The sequence below is a fragment of the Kineococcus siccus genome, assembly GCF_009906795.1.
Taxonomy (GTDB): Bacteria; Actinomycetota; Actinomycetes; order Actinomycetales; family Kineococcaceae; genus Kineococcus; species Kineococcus siccus.
In genome coordinates this window covers 1-20,796 of record NZ_JAAALN010000051.1, presented here as the reverse complement: position 1 = coordinate 20,796, position 20,796 = coordinate 1, and the positions used below count along the sequence as shown (strand labels likewise).

Here is a 20,796-nt window from a genome sequence, read left to right as displayed (position 1 = left end):
AACCCGGAAGCTAAGCCTGCCAGCGCCGATGGTACTGCTCGGGAGACTGAGTGGGAGAGTAGGACACCGCCGGACCGCTCAACGTGTGGGGTGTGGGGTGGGTGACCCGTGACGGGTCACCCACCCCGCACCCCATTTTCGTGCCCGACCCGGGGTCCGCGGGTTGGGGGTGTGGACGAGTCCCCCACGACGCCGGCACCGCTCGCTAGCGCAGGCGCAGCACGGTCCCGGCCAGCGGCTTGGGCCGGAAGGACGTCGTCTTCCGCCCCATGTGCCCGCCGCGGTCCACGACCGCACGCACCCCCGCCAGCGTCGGCCGGGGGATGAGCACCCCGAGCGAGTCGGCGGGCCGACGGTGGAGCGCCGCACCCGCGTCCGGCTCGTAGCGCACCGTGCGGTCCTCGAGGCCGCTGCCGGCCAGGACGGTGTCCACCCAGGCTCCGGCGCCCGCCCCCGCTGCCAGCGTCGGATCCGTGCGCAGGCACAGGGCGCGATCGGCACCTGCGAGGACCACCCAGGGGTCGCTGAGGCCCCGGAGCACCGTCAGCACGGCCGCCGGTTCGGCGTCGACCTCCTCGACCTCGCACGCGGCCGCCAGCAGCGCGTCCCACGCCCCGATCGGCGCCACCCGGTGCAGGCTCACGAGGTCCAGCGGCCACGAGCGCTGGTCGCCCACGGCGACCAGGAGGCGTTGCGTCGCACCGGATGCCCGCGCCATCTCGCGCACCGCGGCGAAGCGGTGGTGACCGTCGGCGATGAGCAGGTCGTGCCGGCTCATGTCCACCGTGATGCTCTCCACCACGGCGGGATCGCGCAGGTGCCACACGTCCAGCGACAGTGGCGCGGCGGCCGTGGTGCGGCCCGTGGCCACGTGGGCGCCCAGCTCCTCCGCCGACGCCACGAGCCGCGCGGTGTGCCCGCCGGCGTCGTCGACCAGCAGCACCGGCTCGGAGTCCACGCCGGTCGCGCGCAGGCGCTCCACGCGGGAGACGACGGCCTCCGGGATCGTCGACTCGTGGGGGTGCACGCGGCCGTCGGTCTCGGGGCCCACGAGGAGGGCCGCCAGGAGGAAGCGGTGCTCGCGGCCGTCCTCGCGGCGCTGGCGCACGACGTAGTAGCCCGGCTCGTCCTCCACGAGGGCGCCCTCGGCGAGCCAGCGCCGGACGGCCGGGCCGTCACCGGGGGAGTACTCCGGCCGCTCGAGGTGCGTGACCGTGTAGGGCGAGGATGCCAGGCGGGCCGAGCGCAGCGACGGGCCGAGCTCCGTGTGGGGCGGGGCGACCAGCGACCCCAGCGGGCCCGCGACCGACTCCTCGTAGCGGAGACCGGCGAACGGCAGCAGGAGCGGGCCGTGCGAGCCCCCGGGAGGAGTCGGCACGGCGCGCGTCCCCGTGCGACGACCCCCCACTCGGCGCATCCTACGGTCGTGGAGCGTGCACCCCGTGGCCTCGGGGGGTGTCACCACGTCAGCCTCGATCTCCCCGGAGGTGCCCCCGTGCCCGACGACCGCCCCGCCGCCGACCCCGCCGAGGAGGACTCCGGCGTGGGCCGCCCCAGCGGCGGCCCCTACGAGTGGATGCAGCGCGGTCTCGCGCTGCTGGCCGCGGGCGACGCCGCCCAGGCGGCGACCCTGCTCGTGCGCGCCTACGGCGAGGAACCCGCGTCGACCGGCCTGCTCGAGGCGCTCGCCCGTGCCCAGTACGACTCCGGTGACGTGGCGGCTGCGGTCACGTCCTTCCGGCGACTCGTCCAGGAGCGGCCCGACGCTGACTACGCTCACTTCGGGCTGGGGCTCTCCCTCAGCCGTCTCGGCGACTTCGGTCCGGCGGCGGAGCACCTCGCACTCGCGTGCGCCATGCGCCCCGACCGCCCGGAGTACGCCGACCGACTGCGACAGGTCCGCGCCACCCTGGCGGCGCGGCAGACCCCGGGGAGCCCGTGACCACCAGCACCACCACCCTCCGCGCGAGCAGCGGCACGCTGCTCGACGACCACGACGCGCTCCTGCTCGACCTGGACGGCGTCGTCTACATCGGCGCCGCCGCCGTCCCGCACGCCGCGGCGGCGCTCGACGCCGCGCGGGCCGCGGGGCTGCGCCTGGCCTACGTGACGAACAACGCCTCGCGGCCGCCCGCGGTCGTCGCGCAGCACCTGAGCGACCTCGGCGTGCCGGCCACGGCGGACGACGTCGTCAACTCGGCGCAGGCGGCGGCCACCCACCTCGCCGCGACGCTGCCGGCCGGCTCGCCCGTCCTGCTCGTGGGCGGCGCCGGGCTGCAGGAGGCGCTCGAGGCCGTCGGGCTGCGTCCCGTCACGTCGCTGGCCGAGGCGCCCGTGGCCGTCGTCCAGGGCTTCTCCCCCCACCTCGGGTGGGTGCAGCTGTCCGAGGCCACCCACGCCGTGCGGTCGGGACTGCCCTGGACGGCCACCAACCTGGACGCCACCGTGCCGACCCCGGGAGGACCGGCGCCCGGCAACGGGCTGCTCGTGCACGTCGTCGCCGTCGCCTCCGGTCGGCGGCCCGACGCCGTGTGCGGCAAGCCGGAGCGGGCCCTCTTCGACGTCGCGGTCCAGCGGCTGGGCGCCCGCTCGGCGCTCGTCGTCGGGGACCGCCTGGACACCGACCTGCAGGGGGCCGCGACCGCGGAGCTGCCGGGCCTGCTGGTGCTGACCGGCGTCACCGACGTCACGGCCCTCCTCGCCGCCCGGCCCGGGGAACGGCCCGTCTTCGTCGCGCACGACCTGCGGGGCACGGCCGACGCGCACCCCGCGGTGACCGTGGAGCCCGCCGCGGACGGCTCCCTCGTGGCGCGCTGCCGGGCCGCGGTGGTGCGCGTCGCGGCCGGGGCGGCGACGGTCGACGGCGGCGACGGCGGTCCGGACGGGCTCGACGTGCTGCGCGCCGCCGCGGAGGCCGTCTGGCACATCCTCGACGGCGGCGGCGTGCTCGACGTCGCCCCGTTCGCCGCCGAGGTGACCGCCGGTCTGCTCGCCGCCGCGCCTGGGGACAGAGCTGGTGATGTCGGCGCCCGCGGGTAGCGTGACCGCGTGACCCCACTGCCCCAGCCACCTCCCTCGGCGGCGCGCGCGGACGTCGCCGGCGACGACGCGCTCGCCGGGGCTCTCGCGCGGCTGGAGTCCCTCGACGCCCTGGGCGTGCACGAGCACGTCGAGGTCTACGCCGCGGTCGACCACGCCCTGCGTGAGCGCTTGGCCGCCGCGGACGCCTGACATGACGCGCAGGCAACGGCTCGACGCCGAGCTGGTCCGCCGCGGGCTCGCCCGCTCCCGCCAGCACGCGGGGGAGCTCGTGAGCGCCGGCCGGGTGCTCGTCGCGGGCACGGCCGCGGCCAAGGTCGCCACGCAGGTCGACCTGGCCGCGCCCATCGTCGTGGCCGGCGACGAGGCCGACGACGGCTACGTCAGCCGGGGGGCGCACAAGCTCGTCGGGGCGCTCGACGCCTTCGCCGTCGACCCGGCCGGTCGCCGCTGCCTCGACGCGGGCGCGAGCACCGGCGGGTTCACCGACGTGCTGCTGCGCCGCGGTGCCCGGCACGTCGTGGCGGTCGACGTCGGCTACGGCCAGATCGCCTGGCCCCTGCGCCAGGACCCGCGGGTCACCGTGCTCGAGCGGACCAACGTCCGCACCCTCGACCCCGCCCAGGTGTCGCCGGCGCCCTCGCTGGTCGTCGCCGACCTGTCGTTCATCTCCCTGACCCTGGTGCTGGCCGCGCTCGCGCGCTGCGCAGCACCCGATGCGGAGCACGTGCTCATGGTGAAGCCCCAGTTCGAGGTCGGCCGCGAGGCGCTGGGCGCGGGCGGGGTCGTGCGCAGCGCGGACCTGCGGGCGTCCGCCGTGCGCGACGTGGCCGCCGCCGCCGGGGCCGTGGGCCTCGGCGTGCGCGGTGTCGCGGCGAGCCCCCTGCCGGGGCCGAGCGGCAACGTCGAGTACTTCCTGCACCTCGCCGCGGGGGCGCCCGGCCTCGCCGAGGACGACCTGCTGCGCGCGGTCGCCGACGGTCCGCAGGACGGCCTGGCGTGAGCCGGACCGGGCGGCACGTCCTCGTCCTCGCCCACACCGGGCGGCGCGAGGCCGTGGTCGCGCTCACCGAGGTCGTGCACCGCCTGCACGCCGCGGGCGTGAACACGATGATGACGCACGACGAGGCCGCGGCCCTGGACGACGCCACCCGGGGCCTCGTCGAGCAGTGCGAGCTCGAGGGCGCCGTCGCGGGAGCCGAGATGGTCATCGTCCTCGGGGGCGACGGCACGATCCTGCGCGCGGCCGAGCTCGTGCGCGGCGCCGACACCGTCCTGCTGGGCGTCAACCTGGGTCACGTCGGCTTCCTCGCCGAGGCCGAGCGCGAGGAGCTCGAGGGCACCGTCGCGCGGGTGGTGGAGGGCGACTACCGGGTCGAGGAGCGCATGACGCTCGACGTGCGGGTCGTCGTCGACGGCGTCGTGACGGCCGAGTCGTGGGCCGTCAACGAGGTCTCGGTCGAGAAGGGCAACCGCGAGCGGATGCTCGAGCTGGTCGTGGACGTCGACGGCCGCCCGCTGAGCACCTTCGGAGGCGACGGGGTCATCGCCGCCACCCCGACCGGCTCGACGGCCTACGCGTTCTCGGCGGGCGGGCCCGTCGTGTGGCCGGAGGTCGAGGCGCTGCTCGTCGTGCCCATCAGCGCCCACGCGCTCTTCGCCCGGCCCCTCGTGATCGCGCCCACGTCCGTCGTGGGCGTCGAGGTGCTGCCGAGCATGGACGACGGGGGCGTGCTCTGGTGCGACGGCCGCCGCCGCTTCCCGGCGCCCGTCGGGGCGCGCGTGGAGGTCCGCCGCTCGCCGTCGAGCATCCGCCTCGCGCGGCTGAGCACGGGCGTGTTCACCGACCGGCTCGTCGCGAAGTTCGGGCTGCCCGTGCACGGCTGGCGCGGGCCGCGGCACGAGGGGCTGGGGGTGACGCTGTGATCGAGGAGATCCGCATCCGCCAGCTCGGGGTCATCCGCGACGCCCGGCTCCCGCTGTCCCCGGGCTTCACCGTGATCACCGGTGAGACCGGCGCGGGCAAGACGATGGTCGTGACGGGCCTCGGGCTCCTCATGGGTGAGCGCGCCGACGCCGCCGCGGTCCGGACCGGCGCGGACTCCGCGATCGTCGAGGGTCGCCTCGTCGTCGACGCCGACGGCCCCGCGGCCGCCCGGGCCGTGGAGGCCGGCGGCGAGCTGGACGACGGGGCCCTCCTCCTCGTCCGGACGCTGGCGTCCTCCGGCCGCAGCCGGGCGCACGTCGGGGGGCGCGGCGCGCCCGTCGGCGTCCTCGCGGACCTCGCCGAGCACCTCGTGGCCGTGCACGGCCAGACCGATCAGCTGCGGTTGCGCTCGGGGGCCCAGCAGCTGCGGGTGCTCGACGCCTTCGCCGGTGCCGCGCTCGCCGCCGACCTGGGGCGCTACCGCGAGCAGCACGAGCGGTGGCGCCGCCTGAGCGCCGAGCACGACGACGTCCTGGCGCACGGGCAGGAGCGCGCCCGGGAGGCAGAGCTGCTCCGCCTGGGGCTCGAGGACGTCGAGCGCGTCGACCCCCAGCCGGGGGAGGACCTCGCCCTGCGGGAGGAGTCCGAGCGGCTGCTCAACGTCGAGCAGCTGCGGGTCGCCGCCGACGACGCCCACGCGGCGCTCACGGGCGAGTCGGCCGGCACCGACGGCACCGGCGAGGGCGGCGCCGACGCCCGGGTGGAGGCCGCCCGCCGGGCGCTGGCCGCGGGGGGCGAGCACGACCCGGCGCTGGCCGCCCTGGCCGCGCGCGCCGCCGAGATCGCCTACCTGCTCACCGACCTGGCCGCCGAGGTCGCCGACTACGGCGCGGGGCTGGAGGCCGACCCCGTGCGCCTGGCCGCGGTGGAGGACCGCCGCGCCGCGCTGTCCGGGCTCGTGCGCCGCTGCGGCAGTGCGGCGGCGCCCGACGGCGCCTCGGGGGTCGACGCCGTCCTGGCGTGGTCGCAGCGTGCGGCGCGGCGCCTGCTGGACCTCGACGACGACGGCCGCCTCGAGGCCCTCGCGGCGCAGCGCGACGCCGCCGAGCAGCAGCTGCGCGGCCTGGCGGCCCGGCTGACCGCGGCCCGCACGCAGGCCGCGGCGGAGCTGCAGACGCGCGTCGCCGACGAGCTCGCCGCCCTGGCGATGCCCAGCGCCCGCCTCGAGGTCGCGGTGACGACGTCCGGTGACCTGGGTCCCTCCGGTGCCGACACCGTCGAGCTGCTGCTGGCCGCGCACTCCGGCACCGCGCCGCGACCGCTCGCGCGGGGCGCCTCCGGCGGCGAGCTGTCCCGCGTGATGCTGGCCCTGGAGGTGGTGCTCGCGGGGGCCGACCCGGTGCCGACCATGGTCTTCGACGAGGTGGACGCCGGGGTCGGCGGGCGCGCGGCCGTCGAGATCGGCCGGCGCCTCGCCCGGCTCGCGCGCTCGACGCAGGTCCTGGTCGTCACCCACCTCCCGCAGGTCGCGGCGTTCGCCGACCACCACCTGACCGTCGTCAAGACCGACGACGGGTCGGTCACCGAGTCCGGGGTCGTGCACCTGGACGACGAGGGCCGCATCACCGAGCTCGCGCGGATGCTCTCGGGCAGCGGCACGGGCACCGCGCGGGCCCACGCCGAGGAGCTGCTCCGCTCCTCGCGGGACGCGGGCGAGGACGTCGAGGCGCGCCCGCGGACCCCCGCGCGTGGCGGCCGCCGCGCCTCCGCGGCGCCCGGGCGGGTCCCCGCCACGGCGGCGACCCCGGAGCGCACGCCCACCGGCGGCGCGGCGGAGCGCGTCCCCGCGGCGCGTGCGACACGTCCGGGTGCCGCCCGCGTGCGACGATCGTCGCCGTGACCTGCCGGCACGGCGGCAGGGCGGACGGGCGGCGCAGCGGGCCCCCGCGAGGATGACGACACCGCGTCGTGCCGGAGGACCGGCCCGCGGGGGGTGAGGAGTTCCAGCGTGCTCAGGCGTCGGCGGACGCGCGGGGAGACCGCGGCGACCGACCTCGTGCCCGACGTGGTGGGCGGCACCGCCCGGGTCGACCGGCGCACCAAGCGGCTCACCAAGCGGCTCAAGGCCGGTGAGGTCGCGGTCATCGACCACCTCGACCTGGACCGGGTCTCCGCCGAGGCACTCGTGGCCTGCGCCCCCGCCGCGGTCGTCAACGCCTCGGCCAGCACCTCGGGCCGCTACCCCAACCTCGGCCCCGAGATCCTCGTGGAGGCCGGCATCCCCGTCCTCGACGCCGTGGGCGAGGACGTGATGACCGCGGTCCGCGAGGGCGCGCGCGTCTCGGTGGCCGACGACCGGCTGCTGCTCGACGGCGTGCCGCTCGCGACCGGGCGCCGGCTGACCGCCGAGGCCGTGGCCGCCGACATGGAGGCCGCGCGCGCCGGGCTCTCCCTGCAGCTGGAGGCCTTCGCGGCGAACACCATGGAGTTCCTGCGGCGCGAGCGCGACCTCCTGCTCGACGGCGTCGGGGTTCCCGACATCCGCACGGTGCTCGAGGGGCGGCACGCGCTCGTCGTCGTCCGCGGCTACCACTACAAGGACGACCTCGTCACGCTGCGCTCCTACGTGCGCGAGTACCGGCCCGTGCTGATCGGGGTCGACGGCGGTGCGGACGCCATCCTCGAGGCCGGCTGGAAGCCCGACCTCATCGTCGGCGACATGGACTCCGTGTCCGACGCGGCCCTGCGCAGCGGGGCCGAGATCGTCGTGCACGCCTACCGCGACGGCCGCGCACCGGGCCTGGAGCGCGTGCGGCAGCTGGGCATCGACGCGGTCGTCTTCCCCGCCACGGGCACCAGCGAGGACGTCGCCATGCTCCTGGCCGACGACAAGGGCGCCACCCTGATCGCCGCGGTCGGGACCCACGTGACGCTCGTGGAGTTCCTCGACAAGGGCCGCTCCGGCATGGCCAGCACGTTCCTCACCCGGCTGCGGGTGGGCGGCAAGCTGGTCGACGCCAAGGGCGTCTCGCGCCTCTACCGCTCCCGCATCTCCAACCGCCAGGTGCTCCTGCTGCTCGCGGCGGGCGTGCTCGCGCTCGTCGCGGCCCTGGCCGTGACCCCCACCGGCCAGGCCATCCTGGCCGTCACCGCGGCCCGGCTGGAGGACCTGTGGGCGCTCGTCCTGGGGATCCTCCCGGGGGTCGGGCCGTGACCTGGTCCCGCCCCCGGCCGGGGCGCCGGCCCGGCCGCCCGGTGGGCGCACCGCACCCCGCCGCTCCGCACGCTCCCGAACGACAGGACCCGCAGTGATCGACTTCCGCTACCACGTCGTCTCGCTGGTCTCGGTCTTCATCGCCCTCGCCGTGGGCATCGTGCTGGGCGCCGGCCCCCTCAACGAGGGCATCTCCGTCGGCATCACCGAGCAGGTCAACCAGCTGACGGCCGAGAAGAACCAGCTGCGCACGGAGCGGGACCAGGCGCTCGAGGCCTCCGACGCCAAGGACGACTGGGCCACGGCCGTCGGGCCCGCGCTCGTCGCCCGCCAGCTGACGGGCCGCTCCGTCGCCGTCGTCGAGCTCCCGGGCGCCGACGGCAGCCAGGCCGACGCGACCGTGACGCAGCTGCAGGCCGCCGGGGCCACCGTGTCCGCGCGGGTCACGCTGCAGGAGAAGTGGTTCGACCCCCAGCAGGCGGCCTTCCGCAACCAGCTCGCGGTGCAGCTGCTGCCGGAGCTGACCGACCCGCCCGCGGCCGGGGCGGACACGGACACGCAGCTCGCCGCGGCGCTGGCCCGGGTGCTGGTCACGGCCGACCCGGTGGGAGCCGGGACGGACGCCGACCCGACCGCGGCCGCCATCGCCACGGCCCTCACCGACGCGGGGCTCGTCGCGGTCGACGGCGACCTGGCGCAGCGCGGCACGCTCGCCGTCCTCGTGGGCGGGGCGCCCGACGACAACGCCACCGAGGACGAGACGCGCGCCGCGACGGCGGGCTGGCTCGCCCTGGCCAGGGAGCTCGACCAGCGCTCCGCGGGGGCGGTCGTCGCCGGGCCCCCCGCGGCCGCCGATGGCGGACCGGTCGCGGCCGTGCGCGGCAGCTCGGGCGTCTCCGACGACGTGAGCACGGTCGACGACCTCGACTCGGTCACCGGGCAGCTCACGGTGGTCCTGGCCCTGCGCGAGCAGCTGTCGGGGACCTCCGGGCAGTACGGCACCGCAGCCGGGGCCGGCGCGATCAGCCCGGCGCTGCCGGCGCCGGCGCCGTGAGCGGCCGCGGCGCCGCGGCGCTCGTCGCGGCGACCCTCGCGGGCCGCCGGCTGCGGCCCGTCCTCGCCGCGCACGTGCCGGGCGGGGCGCAGCGCTTCGAGCGGCGCAACCACCGCGGTGCGCCGGTCACCCTGCTGGAGGGGCCGGTCACGACGCTCGCCGCGGCCGCCGGGGCGCTGCTCGCTCCCGCGCCGTGGCGCCGGGCGGCCCTGCTGGCGGTGCTGGGCGCCGGGGCCTTCGGGGCGCTGGACGACCTGGCGGAGGCCGAGGGCGACCGCGCGGCCGGCGCCCGCGGCCTGCGCGGGCACCTCGCCGCCGCACGACGCGGACGGATCACCACGGGGGCGTGGAAGGTGCTCGGCATCGGCGCCACGGGCGTCGCGGCCGCCTGGACGCTGCGGCCGGCGTCCCGGCGGCCGGGGGAGCTCGCCGACCTCGCGACGGCGGCCGCCCTCGTCGCCGGGGGCGCCAACCTGCTGAACCTCCTCGACCTGCGCCCGGGGCGGGCCCTGAAGGCCGCGCTGCTGGTCGCGGCCGCGCTCACCGCCGGGGACGTCCCCGCGGCGGTGCGGCCGCTGACCGCGGCCGCGGCGGGCGCCGCGGTGGCCGCCCTGGACGACGACCTCGCCGGGCGCAGCATGCTCGGCGACACGGGCGCCAACGCCCTGGGCGCCCTGCTCGGCGTCGCGGTCTTGGCGCGCTGCGGCCGGCGGGGGCGGCTGCTCGCGCTCACCGCGGTCCTCGCGCTCACGGGACTGAGCGAGCGCGTGAGCTTCACCGCCGTCATCGAGGCCACGCCGGGGCTGCGCGGGCTGGACCGGCTGGGACGGCCGTGAGGACGGGGACGTCGACGAGGACGACGACGGGGACGACGGCGAGGACGACGGCGGGGCCGGGGCCGCGACGGCGCGGCCGGCGGTGAGGGTCCGCTCGATCGCGTCGGCGGCCGCGTCCGTCGCGCTGCTGACCGTGCTGGCCCGCGTGGTGGGCTTCGGCCGCCTGTTCGCCTTCTCCCAGACGGTCGGCGACACGTGCCTGGGCACGGCTTACCAGACCGCCAACCAGGTGCCGAACGTCCTGTTCGAGGTCGTCGCCGGCGGTGCCCTGGCGGGCGTGCTGGTCCCGCTGCTCTCGGCGCGGCTGGCCTCGGCCGACCCCGCCGAGCGGGCCGCGGCCTCGCGCACCGCCTCCGCCGCCCTCACGTGGAGCGTCACGGCGCTCGTGGTCGTGGCCGCCCTCACGGCCGTGCTGGCCCGGCCCGTGCTGCGGCTGCTGCTCGGCGACGCGGGCACGGACTGCGGTCCCGACCTGCTGCGGACCTCGGTGGTGATGCTGCACGTCTTCCTCCCGCAGGTGCCCCTGTACGCCGTCGCGATCGTCTTCGCGGGCGTCCTGCAGGCGCAGCAGCGGTTCACGGCGCCGGCCGCGGCCCCGCTGGTCTCGAGCCTCGTCGTCGGGGCCGCCTACGTCGTCGTGGGTGGGCTCGTGCCGGCGGCCGTGGTCGCCAGGGGCGACCTGGACGCCGTGCCCGGTGCGGCGCTCGCCGTCCTGGCCGGCGGCACGACCCTCGGCGTGCTGGCCCTGGCCGCGACGCACGCACCCGCGCTCCGCTCGGGCGTGCGGTGGCGGCCCACGTGGCGCCCCGCCCCGGGGGACGGGGCGCGGCTGCGGTCGCTGGCCCTGTCCGGCCTGACCGTCGTGCTGGCCCAGCAGGTCGTCGCGGTGGCCGTGACCCGGCTGACCAACGACGCCGGCGACCCAGGCGCGGTGAACCGCTGGAGCTACGCCTGGGCCCTGTTCCTGCTGCCCTACGCGGTGCTGGCGGTGCCCGTGGCGACCGCGGTCTTCCCGCGCCTGTCCCGCGCCGCGGGCGCCGAGTTCGCCGACCTCGTCGCCCGGGCCGCCCGCACGGTCGTCCTGGTCTGCACGCTCGGCGCCGCCGTGCTGGCCGCCGTCGCCGGTCCCGTCGCGGTCGTCTTCGTCAGCAGTCGCGTCGGGTCCGGGCGCACGGGGGACCTCAGCACCGCGCTCGTCGTGTTCGCCCCGGGACTCCTCGGCTACGGCCTGCTGACGCTGCTCACCCGCGCCCTCTACAGCGCCGGGCGGGGCCGCGCGGCCGCCACGGGGACGGTGGCCGGCTGGGGCCTCGTGCTCGTCGCCGCGGTCGGCCTGGCGGCCCTGCTGCCGGACGCCGCCGTCGTGACGGCCGTCGCCGCCGCGCACAGCCTGGGCCTGACCCTGGGCGCGGTGCTGCTCGCGCGGTCCCTGCGCGGGCAGGCGGGTCCGGCGGCCACGGCCGGGGTGCCGCGGGCCGTGCTCGCCGGGGTGGCCGCGGCCGTCGCCGGGGCGCTGGCGGGCACGGCGGTGGCGCGGGTCGTGCCGACCGGCTCGGTCGTCGCGGCCGTCGGGGTCGGCGTCCTGGCCGCGGGGGTGGCCGCCGTGGTCTGGCTCGTCGTGGTCCGGCTCCTCGACGCCCGGGACCTGGGCGTGCTGACGGGCAGCGCGCGCGCCGTCGTGCGCGGGGGCCGGTCGTGACGGAGCGGTCCGGAGGGGGAGGCGCCGTGAGCGGGCGGGTGGTGCTCGTGCTGGGCAGCAGCGCGGGCGGGGTCGGGCGGCACGTCACGTCGCTCGCCGGGGGACTGGCGGCGGCCGGTGCCGCCGTGGAGGTGGCCGCGCCGGCGCAGACGCTGCGGCGCTTCGCCGACGGGTGGTCGGGGACGGCCGCGGGACCGGGGAGCATCGCGGCCCGGCCCCTGGAGATCGGCGCGGCGCTGGACCCGCCGCGCGACCTGCGGGCCGCCGCCGGTCTGCGCCGCCTCGTCCGCGCCGGTGAGCGGCCCGTCGTCCACGCCCACGGGGTGCGGGCCGGGCTCGTGGCGCTCCTGGCCGTCCGGAGCCTGCGGCCGCGTCCGCCGCTGGTCGTCACGCTGCACAACGCCGTGCTGGGGACGGGGGCGCGTGCGCGGCTCGGCCGCGCCGTCCAGGCGGCGGTGTGCCGGGGGGCCGACGCCGTGCTGGGCGTCTCGGGCGACCTCGTGGCCGCGGCCCGGGTGGCCGGCGCGCGCCGCGTCGAGCGGGCGCTGGTCCCCGCGCCCGCTCCCGCCCCGGCGCCGCCCGGGCGCAGCCGCGAGGAGGTCCGGGCGGCCGAGGGGCTCGGGGACGCGTTCGTGCTGCTGGCCGTCGCGCGGCTGGCGCCCCAGAAGGGCCTCGGTGACCTGCTGGACGTCGTCGCGGCCCTGCCCCGGCGCGTCGAGGCCGACGGCCGGGACCGCGAGGTCGTCCTGCTGCTCGCGGGCGGGGGCCCGCTGCGGGCGGAGCTCGCCGACCGGGTCCTCGCCGAGCGGCTGCCCGTCCGCCTGCTGGGGGCCCGCCGCGACGTCCCCGACCTGCTCGCGGCGTGCGACGTCGTGGTCGCGACCAGCGTGTGGGAGGGCCAGCCCGTCTTCGTGCAGGAGGCGCTGCGGGCGGGGCGCCCGCTCGTCGCCACGGACGCGGGGGGCACCCGGGAGGTCACGGGCGAGGCCGCCGACCTCGTCGCCGTGCACGACGTCGACGGGCTGGCGGCCGCCGTGCTCGCCCTGCTCACCGACCCGGGGCGCCGGCAGCGCCGCGCCGCCGACGCGCGGCGCCGGGCCGCGCAGCTGCCGTCGGACGCCGACGCGCTGGCCCAGGTGCTGCGCGTGCACGACGCGGTCCGCGGCACCGAGGGCCCGCACGCGCCCCGCGTCGGGTAACCTCGAAGTCCGTGGCGAACCGCAGCACTCCCGAGGTCCAGACCCAGCACGTCTTCGTGACCGGGGGGGTCGCGTCCTCCCTCGGCAAGGGGCTCACGGCCTCCAGCCTCGGTCGCCTGCTCCGGGCCCGCGGCCTCCGCGTGGCGATGCAGAAGCTCGACCCCTACCTCAACGTCGACCCCGGGACGATGAACCCGTTCCAGCACGGCGAGGTGTTCGTCACCGACGACGGCGCCGAGACCGACCTGGACATCGGCCACTACGAGCGGTTCCTCGACGTCCGCTTCGACGCCTCCGCCAACGTCACGACGGGCCAGGTGTACTCGGCGGTGATCGCCAAGGAGCGCCGCGGGGAGTACCTCGGGGACACGGTCCAGGTCATCCCGCACATCACCAACGAGATCGTCGACCGGATGCGGGCCCAGGCGCGCCCCGACATCGACGTCATCATCACCGAGGTCGGCGGCACGGTGGGCGACATCGAGTCCCTGCCGTTCCTCGAGGCCGCCCGCCAGGTGCGCCAGCGCCTCGGCCGCGACAACGTGTTCTTCGTCCACGTCTCGCTCGTGCCCTACATCGGCCCCAGCGGTGAGCTGAAGACCAAGCCGACCCAGCACTCCGTGGCGGCGCTGCGCAGCATCGGCATCCAGCCCGACGCGATCGTCTGCCGCTCCGACCGCGACATCCCCGACGGGGTGAAGCGGAAGATCGCCTCGATGTGCGACGTCGACGAGGAGGCCGTGGTCGCGTGCGTCGACGCGCCGTCCATCTACGACATCCCCAAGGTCCTGCACCGCGAGGGCCTCGACGCCTACGTCGTGCGCAAGCTGAACCTGTCCTTCCGCGACGTCGACTGGACCACGTGGGACGACCTGCTGCGCCGCGTGCACTCCCCGCGCCGCCGCGTCGAGATCGCCCTGGTCGGCAAGTACATCGACCTGCCCGACGCCTACCTGTCGGTGACCGAGGCCCTGCGCGCCGGGGGTTTCGCCGAGGACGCCAAGGTCGACATCCGCTGGGTCGCCGCCGACGAGTGCGCGACGCCGGCCGGAGCCCGCCGGCACCTCAAGGACGTCGACGCGATCTGCGTCCCCGGGGGTTTCGGCGTGCGGGGCATCGAGGGCAAGCTCGGTGCGCTGAGGTGGGCCCGGGAGAACGGGGTCCCGACGCTGGGGCTGTGCCTCGGCCTGCAGTGCATGGTGATCGAGTACGCGCGCAACGTCGCGGGCCTCGCCGACGCGAGCTCGACGGAGTTCGACCCGGCGTCGGCGAACCCCGTCATCGCGACGATGCAGGAGCAGCAGGAGATCGTCGCGGGCGAGGGTGACATGGGCGGGACCATGCGGCTGGGCTCGTGGGAGGCCGTGCTGGCCCCCGGGTCCGTGGTCGCGGGGACCTACGGCAGCGAGCGGATCTCCGAGCGCCACCGCCACCGCTACGAGGTCAACAACTCCTACCGCGACCAGCTCAGCGAGGCGGGGCTGTCCTTCTCGGGGCTCTCGCCCGACCGGGGCCTGGTCGAGTTCGTGGAGCTGCCCGCCGACGTCCACCCCTACTACGTCGGCACGCAGGCGCACCCGGAGTTCAAGTCGCGCCCGACGCGGGCGCACCCGCTGTTCTCCGGCCTGGTCGCCGCGGCCCTGCAGCGTCAGCGCGACGAGCAGCTCCTCGACGTCGAGCCGGAACCGTCCGACGACGGCGTCCTCGCCGCGGAGGTCGGCGCGTGAGCGGCTTCCCCGACGAGCTGGGCGTGCCCGTGGTGGCGGGCGCCGAGCTGCGCGACGCCGTCGTGCGCCGCACCGTGACGTCGACCGAGACGGTCTTCGAGGGCCGCGTCTGGGACGTCGTCCGCGAGGTCGTCGAGCTGCCCGGCGAGGACGGCCCGACGTCGGTGACGCGCGACCTGCAGCGCCACCCCGGCGCCGTGACGGTCCTGGCGCTGGACGACGACGAGCACGTCCTCTTCCTGCGGCAGTACCGCCACCCGGTGCGCCGGGAGCTCTGGGAACTGCCCGCGGGCCTGCTGGACGTCGCGGGCGAGGCGCCGCTGCCCGCCGCCCAGCGCGAGCTGGCCGAGGAGGCCGACCTGCGCGCCGAGCGCTGGGACGTCGTCGTCGACTGGTTCAACTCCCCGGGCGGGTCGAGCGAGGCGAACCGGATCTACCTGGCCCGCGGCCTGTCCGCGGTGCCGGCGGCCGAGCGCCACGCCCGCGAGGACGAGGAGCGCGACCTCGTACCGGTGCGCGTGCCGCTCGCCGAGGCCGTCGAGGCGGTGCTGGCCGGGCGCCTCGGCAACCCCGGCGCGGTGATCGGGGTCCTGGCGACGTCCGCGGCCCGCGCCGCGGGCTGGGCCACGCTGCGGCCCGCCGAGGCCCCCTGGCCGACCGACCTCGGCTGAGCCGCCGGGGTCCCGCACCGCCCAGCGGGACGCGCGCCCGCCTCCGCTGCCCCGCCGGACGCGCGGCCCGGCTCCTCGGGACACCGTGTCGTGCGCCGGGGAGGGCCGCCGGGCCTGGCTAGTGTCGTCCGGGTGCCCGTCTCCTCCCCGTCGACGCCGGCCGGGGCCGGCCCCGCGGACGCCGCGGCCGCCGCGGACGCCGTGCGGCTGGAGCGTGCCGTGCGGGAGTACCTGGGCCACCTGCAGGTCGAGCGCGGCCTGTCGGCCAACACGCTGGCGGCCTACCGCCGCGACCTCGCGCGCTACGTCCGCTTCCTGGCGGGCGCGGGGGTCCGCGAGGTCGACGCCGTGCGCGAGGAGCACGTCAGCGCCTTCGTCGCGGCGCTGCGCGACGGCGGCGACGGCGCGTCGGCGCTGACCGCGAGCTCCGCGGCGCGCACGGCCTCGGCGGTGCGGGGGTGGCACCGGTTCCTGCTCGCCGAGGGACGCGCCGGCGACGACCCCAGCGCCGAGGTCCGCCCGCCCGCGCCGCCGCGCCGGCTGCCGAAGGCGCTCGCGGTGGACGAGGTCGCGGGCCTGCTCCAGGTCGCGGGCCTGGGCGAGGGTCCGGCGGCGCTGCGCGACCGGGCCCTGCTGGAGCTGCTGTACGGCTGCGGCGCGCGGATCTCCGAGGCCGTCGGCCTCGACCTCGACGACGTGTCCCCGGCGGCGCTGGGTGAGGACGGCGTGGTCCGGTTGCGCGGCAAGGGGTCCAAGGAGCGCATCGTCCCGATGGGGTCGTTCGCGCGCGCCGCGCTGGAGGCCTACCTGGTCCGGGCGCGCCCGCAGCTGACGGCCTCGGGCCGCGGCAGCCCGGCCGTGTTCCTCAACACGCGGGGCGCGCGGCTGTCCCGGCAGAGCGCGTGGGCCACCCTGCAGGCCGCGGCCGGGCGGGCCGGCATCGTCCGCGCCGTCTCCCCGCACACGCTGCGGCACTCCTTCGCGACGCACCTGCTGCAGGGCGGCGCCGACGTCCGGGTCGTGCAGGAGCTGCTCGGGCACGCGTCCGTGGCCACGACGCAGGTCTACACGCTCGTGACGGCCGACTCGCTGCGCGAGGTGCACAGCGTGACGCACCCCCGGGCGCGCTTCCCCGCGGCCGCGAGCGGTGTGACCACCCCGTCACGCGCGGACTAAGGTCGACCCGCGGTGCGGGCCCGCGTGCCGCCCGGTGCGTCCCGCCCGCGACGACGAGCACTGACCCGACCAGCGACCCAGACCAGCCGAGGTGCCACCCCGTGACCAGCGAGTCCCAGCCGAGCCCGTCGCCGACGCCGGGCAGCGAGCCGGCGAGCCCGGCCGGTGCCGCGTCGCAGCCGCCGCTGCCGGTGGACCTGGACGACGCCCGGTCCACGCCGCCCCCCGCGCCGGTCGACGACGTCGGCACCGACGCCGAGGGGGACCGGGCCCCGGTGGCGCAGGCTCCCGCTGCGGTGGACGGGCCTGCTGCGGTGGACGGGCCGGCTGCGGTGGACGGGCCCGCTGCGGTGGACGGGCCAGCGGACCAGGGCGTGCTGCCCGGCACCTCGCCCGGCCCGGGCGAGCAGTCGCAGTTCGAGATCGGGCCGCAGGCCGGGCCGACGAACCGCCCGCTGCCCACGTTCCCCGTGCCCCCGCCGCTCACGCAGCACGGGCCGGCGCGCGTGATCGCCATGTGCAACCAGAAGGGCGGGGTCGGCAAGACCACGACGACCATCAACCTCGGGGCCGCGCTGGCCGAGTACGGCCGCCGGGTGCTGCTGGTCGACTTCGACCCCCAGGGGGCGCTGTCGGTGGGCCTGGGCGTCAACCCGCACGAGCTCGACGCGACCGTCTACCAGGTGCTGATGGAGCGGGGCACGGACGTGCGCTCCGTCATCCGCGACACGGCGGTCGCCGGGCTCGACCTCCTGCCCGCGAACATCGACCTGTCGGCCGCGGAGGTCCAGCTGGTGGGCGAGGTCGCCCGTGAGAGCGTGCTCGCCCGGGCGCTGCGGCCCGCGCTGGACGACTACGACGTGGTGCTCATCGACTGCCAGCCGTCGCTGGGACTGCTGACCGTCAACGCGCTGACCGCGTCGCACGGCGTCCTGATCCCGCTGGAGTGCGAGTTCTTCGCGCTGCGCGGCGTGGCGCTGCTGGTGGAGACCATCGAGAAGGTGCGGGAACGCCTGAACCCGGCGCTCGAGGTCGACGGCATCCTCGCGACGATGTACGACGGCCGGACGCTGCACAGCCGCGAGGTCGTGTCCCGGGTCGTCGAAGCGTTCGGTGACGACGTGTTCCACACAGTGATCGGTCGCACCGTGAAGTTCCCCGACGCGACCGTGGCGGCGGAACCCATCACGTCCTACGCCTCGACGCACCCCGGGGCCGAGGCCTACCGGCAGCTCGCGCGGGAACTCGTCGCACGCGGTGACGCGGCCTGACGCCATCCGCACGCGAGGCCCCGAAAGCGTTGCGGCCGTGCGGATGAGTCACTTGTCGCGACTCTGAGTCACAACTCCTGGGCCGGTCGGTCGTTCGGCCCTCCTCTGCGAGGTGCAGGCCGCCGCGGCGGCCCGACCGGCGGTTAGAGTCCACCTCTGACGACTGAGGGGGGCTGACCGTGGGGGTCGGGAACACGCGCGGCAGCAGGTTCGCGCCGCTGACCGAGGAGATGGCGCAGGGGAACCTGGTGCCGCGGATCGTCGAGGTCGCGCTCGCGCTGGGTGACGAGGTCGTCGCCGCCGACGCCGAGGAGCGGCTGACCGGGGCGGAGCTGCTCCGCCGGGCCGCGACCGTCCGCTCCGCCGTGCTGGCGGCGAACCCCCAGGGTCGGCCCGTCGCCGTCCTGCGCTCGCACGGGGTCGGCGCGGTGGCCGCCGTCGTCGGCGTCCTCGCGTCGGGTTCCCCGCTCGTCGTCCTCGACCCGACCACCCCGGCGCCCCGGCTGCGGCACTACCTGGAGTCGGCCGGCGCCACGGTCTGCGTGAGCGACGCGGCGCACGCGGCCACGGCGGCCGAGGTCGCCGCCACGGTCCTGCACCCCGAGACGACCGGGACGGCCCCCGAGCTGCCCGCCGCCGCCGAGGCCCTCCTGGGTTCGCCCGCGCGGCCCGGCGACACGGCGCTCATCGTCTACACGTCGGGGTCGACGGGCGCCCCCAAGGGCGTGGCCTGCGACCACCGCTCGATCCTCCACGACGCGTGGACGAACTCCGTCGGGACCGGCTGCTACGGCGAGGGCGACGTGGTCGTGCACGTCCTGCCGCTGGCCTTCAGCGCCGGCATCGGCGTCACCCTCGCCTGCCTGCTCTCGGGTGCCCGTCAGGAGCTCTTCGACCCCCGCAGCCGTTCCGTCGCCTCGCTGCCGGCGTGGATGCGGGAGGTCGGCGCGAACGTCCTCCTGGCCTCGCCGGCCATCCTGCGGGGCGCGCTCGCCGCGCTCGGCCCGGGTGGCCGCCTCGAGGGCCTGAAGTCGCTGACCATGGCGGGGGAGACGGTGCACGGCTCCGAGCTCGCGGCCGTCCGCCGGGCCGTGGGCCGCGAGTGCTCGCTGCGCAACCGCTACGGCAGCACCGAGACCTGGCTGATGGCGGAGTACGTGCTCGGCGCGGACGACCCCTCGCCCGAGGGCGCGACGCCCGTCGGCTGGGCCGTGCCGGGGGCGCGCCTGCAGGTCGAGGACGAGGCCGGTGCGCTGCACGACAGCGGGACGGGCCGCGTCGTCGTCACCGGCCGATGGATCGGCGGCAGCTACTGGGGCGACCCGCTGCGCACCGCGGAGTCCTACGTCGAGCACGAGGACGGCACCCGCAGCTTCCGCACGAGCGACGTCGGCTCGCTGGCCGCCGACGGGTGCCTGCGCCTGCTCGGGCGCACCGACCACAGCGTCAAGATCCGCGGCCTCCTCGTCGAGCCCGGTGAGGTCGACGCCGTCCTGTTCGCGCGCCCGGAGGTCCGCGAGGCGCTCGTGACCGGCGTCGTCTCGGCCCGCACGGGACGCCACCGCCTCGTGGCCTACGTGGTCCCGGCGGTGCCGCGGCTCACCGCGGCGACGGTGCGGGCCGTCGTCCGGGAGAACCTGCCCGCGCACATGGTCCCCGAGGAGGTCGTCTTCCTCGACGCCCTGCCCCGCACCGACCGCGGCAAGCTCGACCGCTCGGGCCTGCCCGCCCCCGCGGACACCACGGGGTCCAAGGGCCCCCGCACGGACTTCGAGCGCGTGGTCGTCGGCATCTTCCAGCGCGCGCTGGACCTGCCCGAGATCGGGATCGACGCCGACTTCTTCGCCATGGGGGGCGACTCCCTCGTCGCGGAGTCGATCGTCGCGACGGTCGCGGACGAGCTCGACGTCCCCGCGTCCCGGCTGTCCACCGCGATGCTGGCCGAGAACCCCACCCCCGAGGCGTTCGCGCGGGCCATCCGCGAGGAGCGGGGACGCTCGATCAAGACGCTCGTGGCCCTGCGGCGCGAGGGTTCCGGGAACCCCCTGTTCCTGGTCGCGGGGGCCGGCGGCGTGGCGGCCGGGTTCCGGCCGCTCGCGAGCCGGCTGCCCGAGGGCGTGCCCGTGTGGGGGTTGCAGGCCAACGGGTTGGAGAACCGTGCGCTGCCGGACTGGTCGGTGCGCCGGATGGCCCGCCGCAACATCGCGACGATGCGCGGGGTCCGTCCCGAGGGGCCCTACCGCCTCGGCGGGCACTCCCTCGGCGGCATCATCGCGCTGGAGATGGCCCAGCAGCTGCAGCGCGCCGGTCAGGAGGTCGAGCTCCTCGTCGTCCTCGACTCGTTCCCGCCCGACCCGGGGCTCACGCCCCCGCCGCTGGGCCCGGGGTTCGTCAAGACGGTCCTCGGCATCGGCGGCCTGCTGAGCACCGGCCTGTTCGACGCGACGGGTCTCGGGCACTACCACCGGTTCCACCGGCAGGGCGTGTGGGTGCAGCGGCACTACCGCACCACCCCCTACGCGGGCCGGACCGTCGTCGTCGTCGCCGACGACGACCCGGACAGCGAGTCCCGCGCCGCGTGGGAGGCCCACCTCACGGGCGAGTGGAGCCTCCACCGGGTTCCCGGCGAGCACACCTCGATCCTGCGCGACCTCTTCGTCCCGCCCATCGCGGAGATCGTCGGCGCAGCCCTCGACGGTCTGCAGGACAGGGTGATCGACCTCACCGCGCTCGAGCGCCGCTCGTCCGCGCGCGCCGGCTGAGAACTCCTCCCGCGCTTGGCGCAGGCCCCCGACCACCTCGGTCGGGGGCCTTCGTCGTCCCCGGACCCGTGCACGGTCGCGCACCCGACTGGGCCCGTCGGGTGACGCGGGGGCCCCGGACGGCGCAACCCCGGCCACGGAGCAGAACTCCGCAGCCGTGCGCGTGGCACCGTCGGTGGCCCGGAGCACAGGCCGTGCCGTGCCCGAGAGACCCCCCACCC

At 77.2% G+C, this 20,796-nt stretch carries 17 protein-coding genes and 1 rRNA gene; 17 read left to right on the top strand and 1 reads right to left on the bottom strand.

Going from position 1 to position 20,796, the window contains the following annotated elements; genetic code table 11:
* Positions 1-75 (top strand): 5S ribosomal RNA (gene rrf / locus GTR02_RS25045); the annotation flags it as partial.
* Positions 76-205: 130 nt separating this feature from the next.
* On the opposite strand, the gene GTR02_RS08220 is transcribed toward rrf, so the two are convergent.
* The gene (locus tag GTR02_RS08220; RefSeq protein WP_166606997.1) at positions 206-1,378 is read right to left on the bottom strand and encodes a DUF1015 family protein; all 1,173 of its coding nucleotides are present in this window, start codon (positions 1,376-1,378) and stop codon (positions 206-208) included.
* 117 nt (positions 1,379-1,495) lie between these two features.
* Here GTR02_RS08220 and GTR02_RS08215 point away from each other — a divergent pair, with 117 nt between their 5' ends.
* The 16 genes from GTR02_RS08215 (at position 1,496) to GTR02_RS08140 (ending at position 20,575) form a co-directional block, all read left to right on the top strand.
* Positions 1,496-1,942: a tetratricopeptide repeat protein gene (locus GTR02_RS08215; RefSeq protein ID WP_338073670.1), complete on the top strand. Its 447-nt coding sequence runs from the start codon at positions 1,496-1,498 to the stop codon at positions 1,940-1,942.
* Positions 1,939-3,039, top strand: coding sequence for an HAD-IIA family hydrolase (locus GTR02_RS08210; RefSeq protein WP_166606996.1), 1,101 nt, complete (start codon positions 1,939-1,941; stop codon positions 3,037-3,039). Before GTR02_RS08215 ends, GTR02_RS08210 begins: the two co-directional genes overlap by 4 nt.
* A gap of 9 nt (positions 3,040-3,048) precedes the next feature.
* Positions 3,049-3,231, top strand: coding sequence for a hypothetical protein (locus tag GTR02_RS08205; RefSeq protein WP_166606995.1), 183 nt, complete (start codon positions 3,049-3,051; stop codon positions 3,229-3,231).
* Between the two features lies 1 nt (position 3,232).
* Entirely contained in the window at positions 3,233-4,042 is an 810-nt protein-coding gene (locus GTR02_RS08200) for a TlyA family RNA methyltransferase (RefSeq protein ID WP_166606994.1), read from the top strand.
* Complete coding sequence (locus GTR02_RS08195) at positions 4,039-4,965, top strand: NAD kinase (protein WP_166606993.1); 927 nt, start codon at positions 4,039-4,041, stop codon at positions 4,963-4,965. The genes GTR02_RS08200 and GTR02_RS08195 overlap by 4 nt, the downstream gene beginning before the upstream one ends.
* Positions 4,962-6,866 carry a DNA repair protein RecN gene (gene recN / locus GTR02_RS08190; protein WP_166606992.1) on the top strand — a complete coding sequence of 635 codons (1,905 nt, stop codon included), beginning with the start codon at positions 4,962-4,964 and terminating at the stop codon, positions 6,864-6,866. The genes GTR02_RS08195 and recN overlap by 4 nt, the downstream gene beginning before the upstream one ends.
* Positions 6,867-6,974: 108 nt before the next feature.
* On the top strand, positions 6,975-8,180 hold the full coding sequence (steA, locus tag GTR02_RS08185) for a putative cytokinetic ring protein SteA (RefSeq protein ID WP_166606991.1): 1,206 nt from the start codon (positions 6,975-6,977) through the stop codon (positions 8,178-8,180).
* Between the two features lie 94 nt (positions 8,181-8,274).
* Positions 8,275-9,234: a copper transporter gene (locus GTR02_RS08180; protein ID WP_166606990.1), complete on the top strand. Its 960-nt coding sequence runs from the start codon at positions 8,275-8,277 to the stop codon at positions 9,232-9,234.
* Positions 9,231-10,070 (top strand): hypothetical protein, encoded by an 840-nt coding sequence (locus tag GTR02_RS08175; protein WP_166606989.1) that lies wholly within the window; start codon positions 9,231-9,233, stop codon positions 10,068-10,070. Before GTR02_RS08180 ends, GTR02_RS08175 begins: the two co-directional genes overlap by 4 nt.
* Before the next feature lie 82 nt (positions 10,071-10,152).
* Positions 10,153-11,769, top strand: coding sequence for a lipid II flippase MurJ (locus GTR02_RS08170; protein WP_166606988.1), 1,617 nt, complete (start codon positions 10,153-10,155; stop codon positions 11,767-11,769).
* Between the two features lie 26 nt (positions 11,770-11,795).
* Positions 11,796-12,968 carry a glycosyltransferase gene (locus GTR02_RS08165; RefSeq protein ID WP_166606987.1) on the top strand — a complete coding sequence of 391 codons (1,173 nt, stop codon included), beginning with the start codon at positions 11,796-11,798 and terminating at the stop codon, positions 12,966-12,968.
* An 11-nt stretch (positions 12,969-12,979) separates the two neighbouring features.
* Positions 12,980-14,695 (top strand): CTP synthase, encoded by a 1,716-nt coding sequence (locus tag GTR02_RS08160; protein WP_166606986.1) that lies wholly within the window; start codon positions 12,980-12,982, stop codon positions 14,693-14,695.
* Positions 14,692-15,366: an NUDIX domain-containing protein gene (locus tag GTR02_RS08155; RefSeq protein WP_338073669.1), complete on the top strand. Its 675-nt coding sequence runs from the start codon at positions 14,692-14,694 to the stop codon at positions 15,364-15,366. Before GTR02_RS08160 ends, GTR02_RS08155 begins: the two co-directional genes overlap by 4 nt.
* A gap of 132 nt (positions 15,367-15,498) precedes the next feature.
* A complete protein-coding gene (xerD, locus tag GTR02_RS08150) occupies positions 15,499-16,542 on the top strand; it encodes a site-specific tyrosine recombinase XerD (protein ID WP_338073668.1) in 1,044 nt (347 codons plus the stop codon).
* 422 nt (positions 16,543-16,964) lie between these two features.
* Positions 16,965-17,813, top strand: coding sequence for an AAA family ATPase (locus GTR02_RS08145; RefSeq protein ID WP_166606998.1), 849 nt, complete (start codon positions 16,965-16,967; stop codon positions 17,811-17,813).
* Positions 17,814-17,992: 179 nt separating this feature from the next.
* Positions 17,993-20,575, top strand: a complete 2,583-nt coding sequence (locus GTR02_RS08140; protein WP_166606985.1) for an AMP-binding protein — start codon at positions 17,993-17,995, stop codon at positions 20,573-20,575.
* Positions 20,576-20,796: the final 221 nt, after the last annotated feature.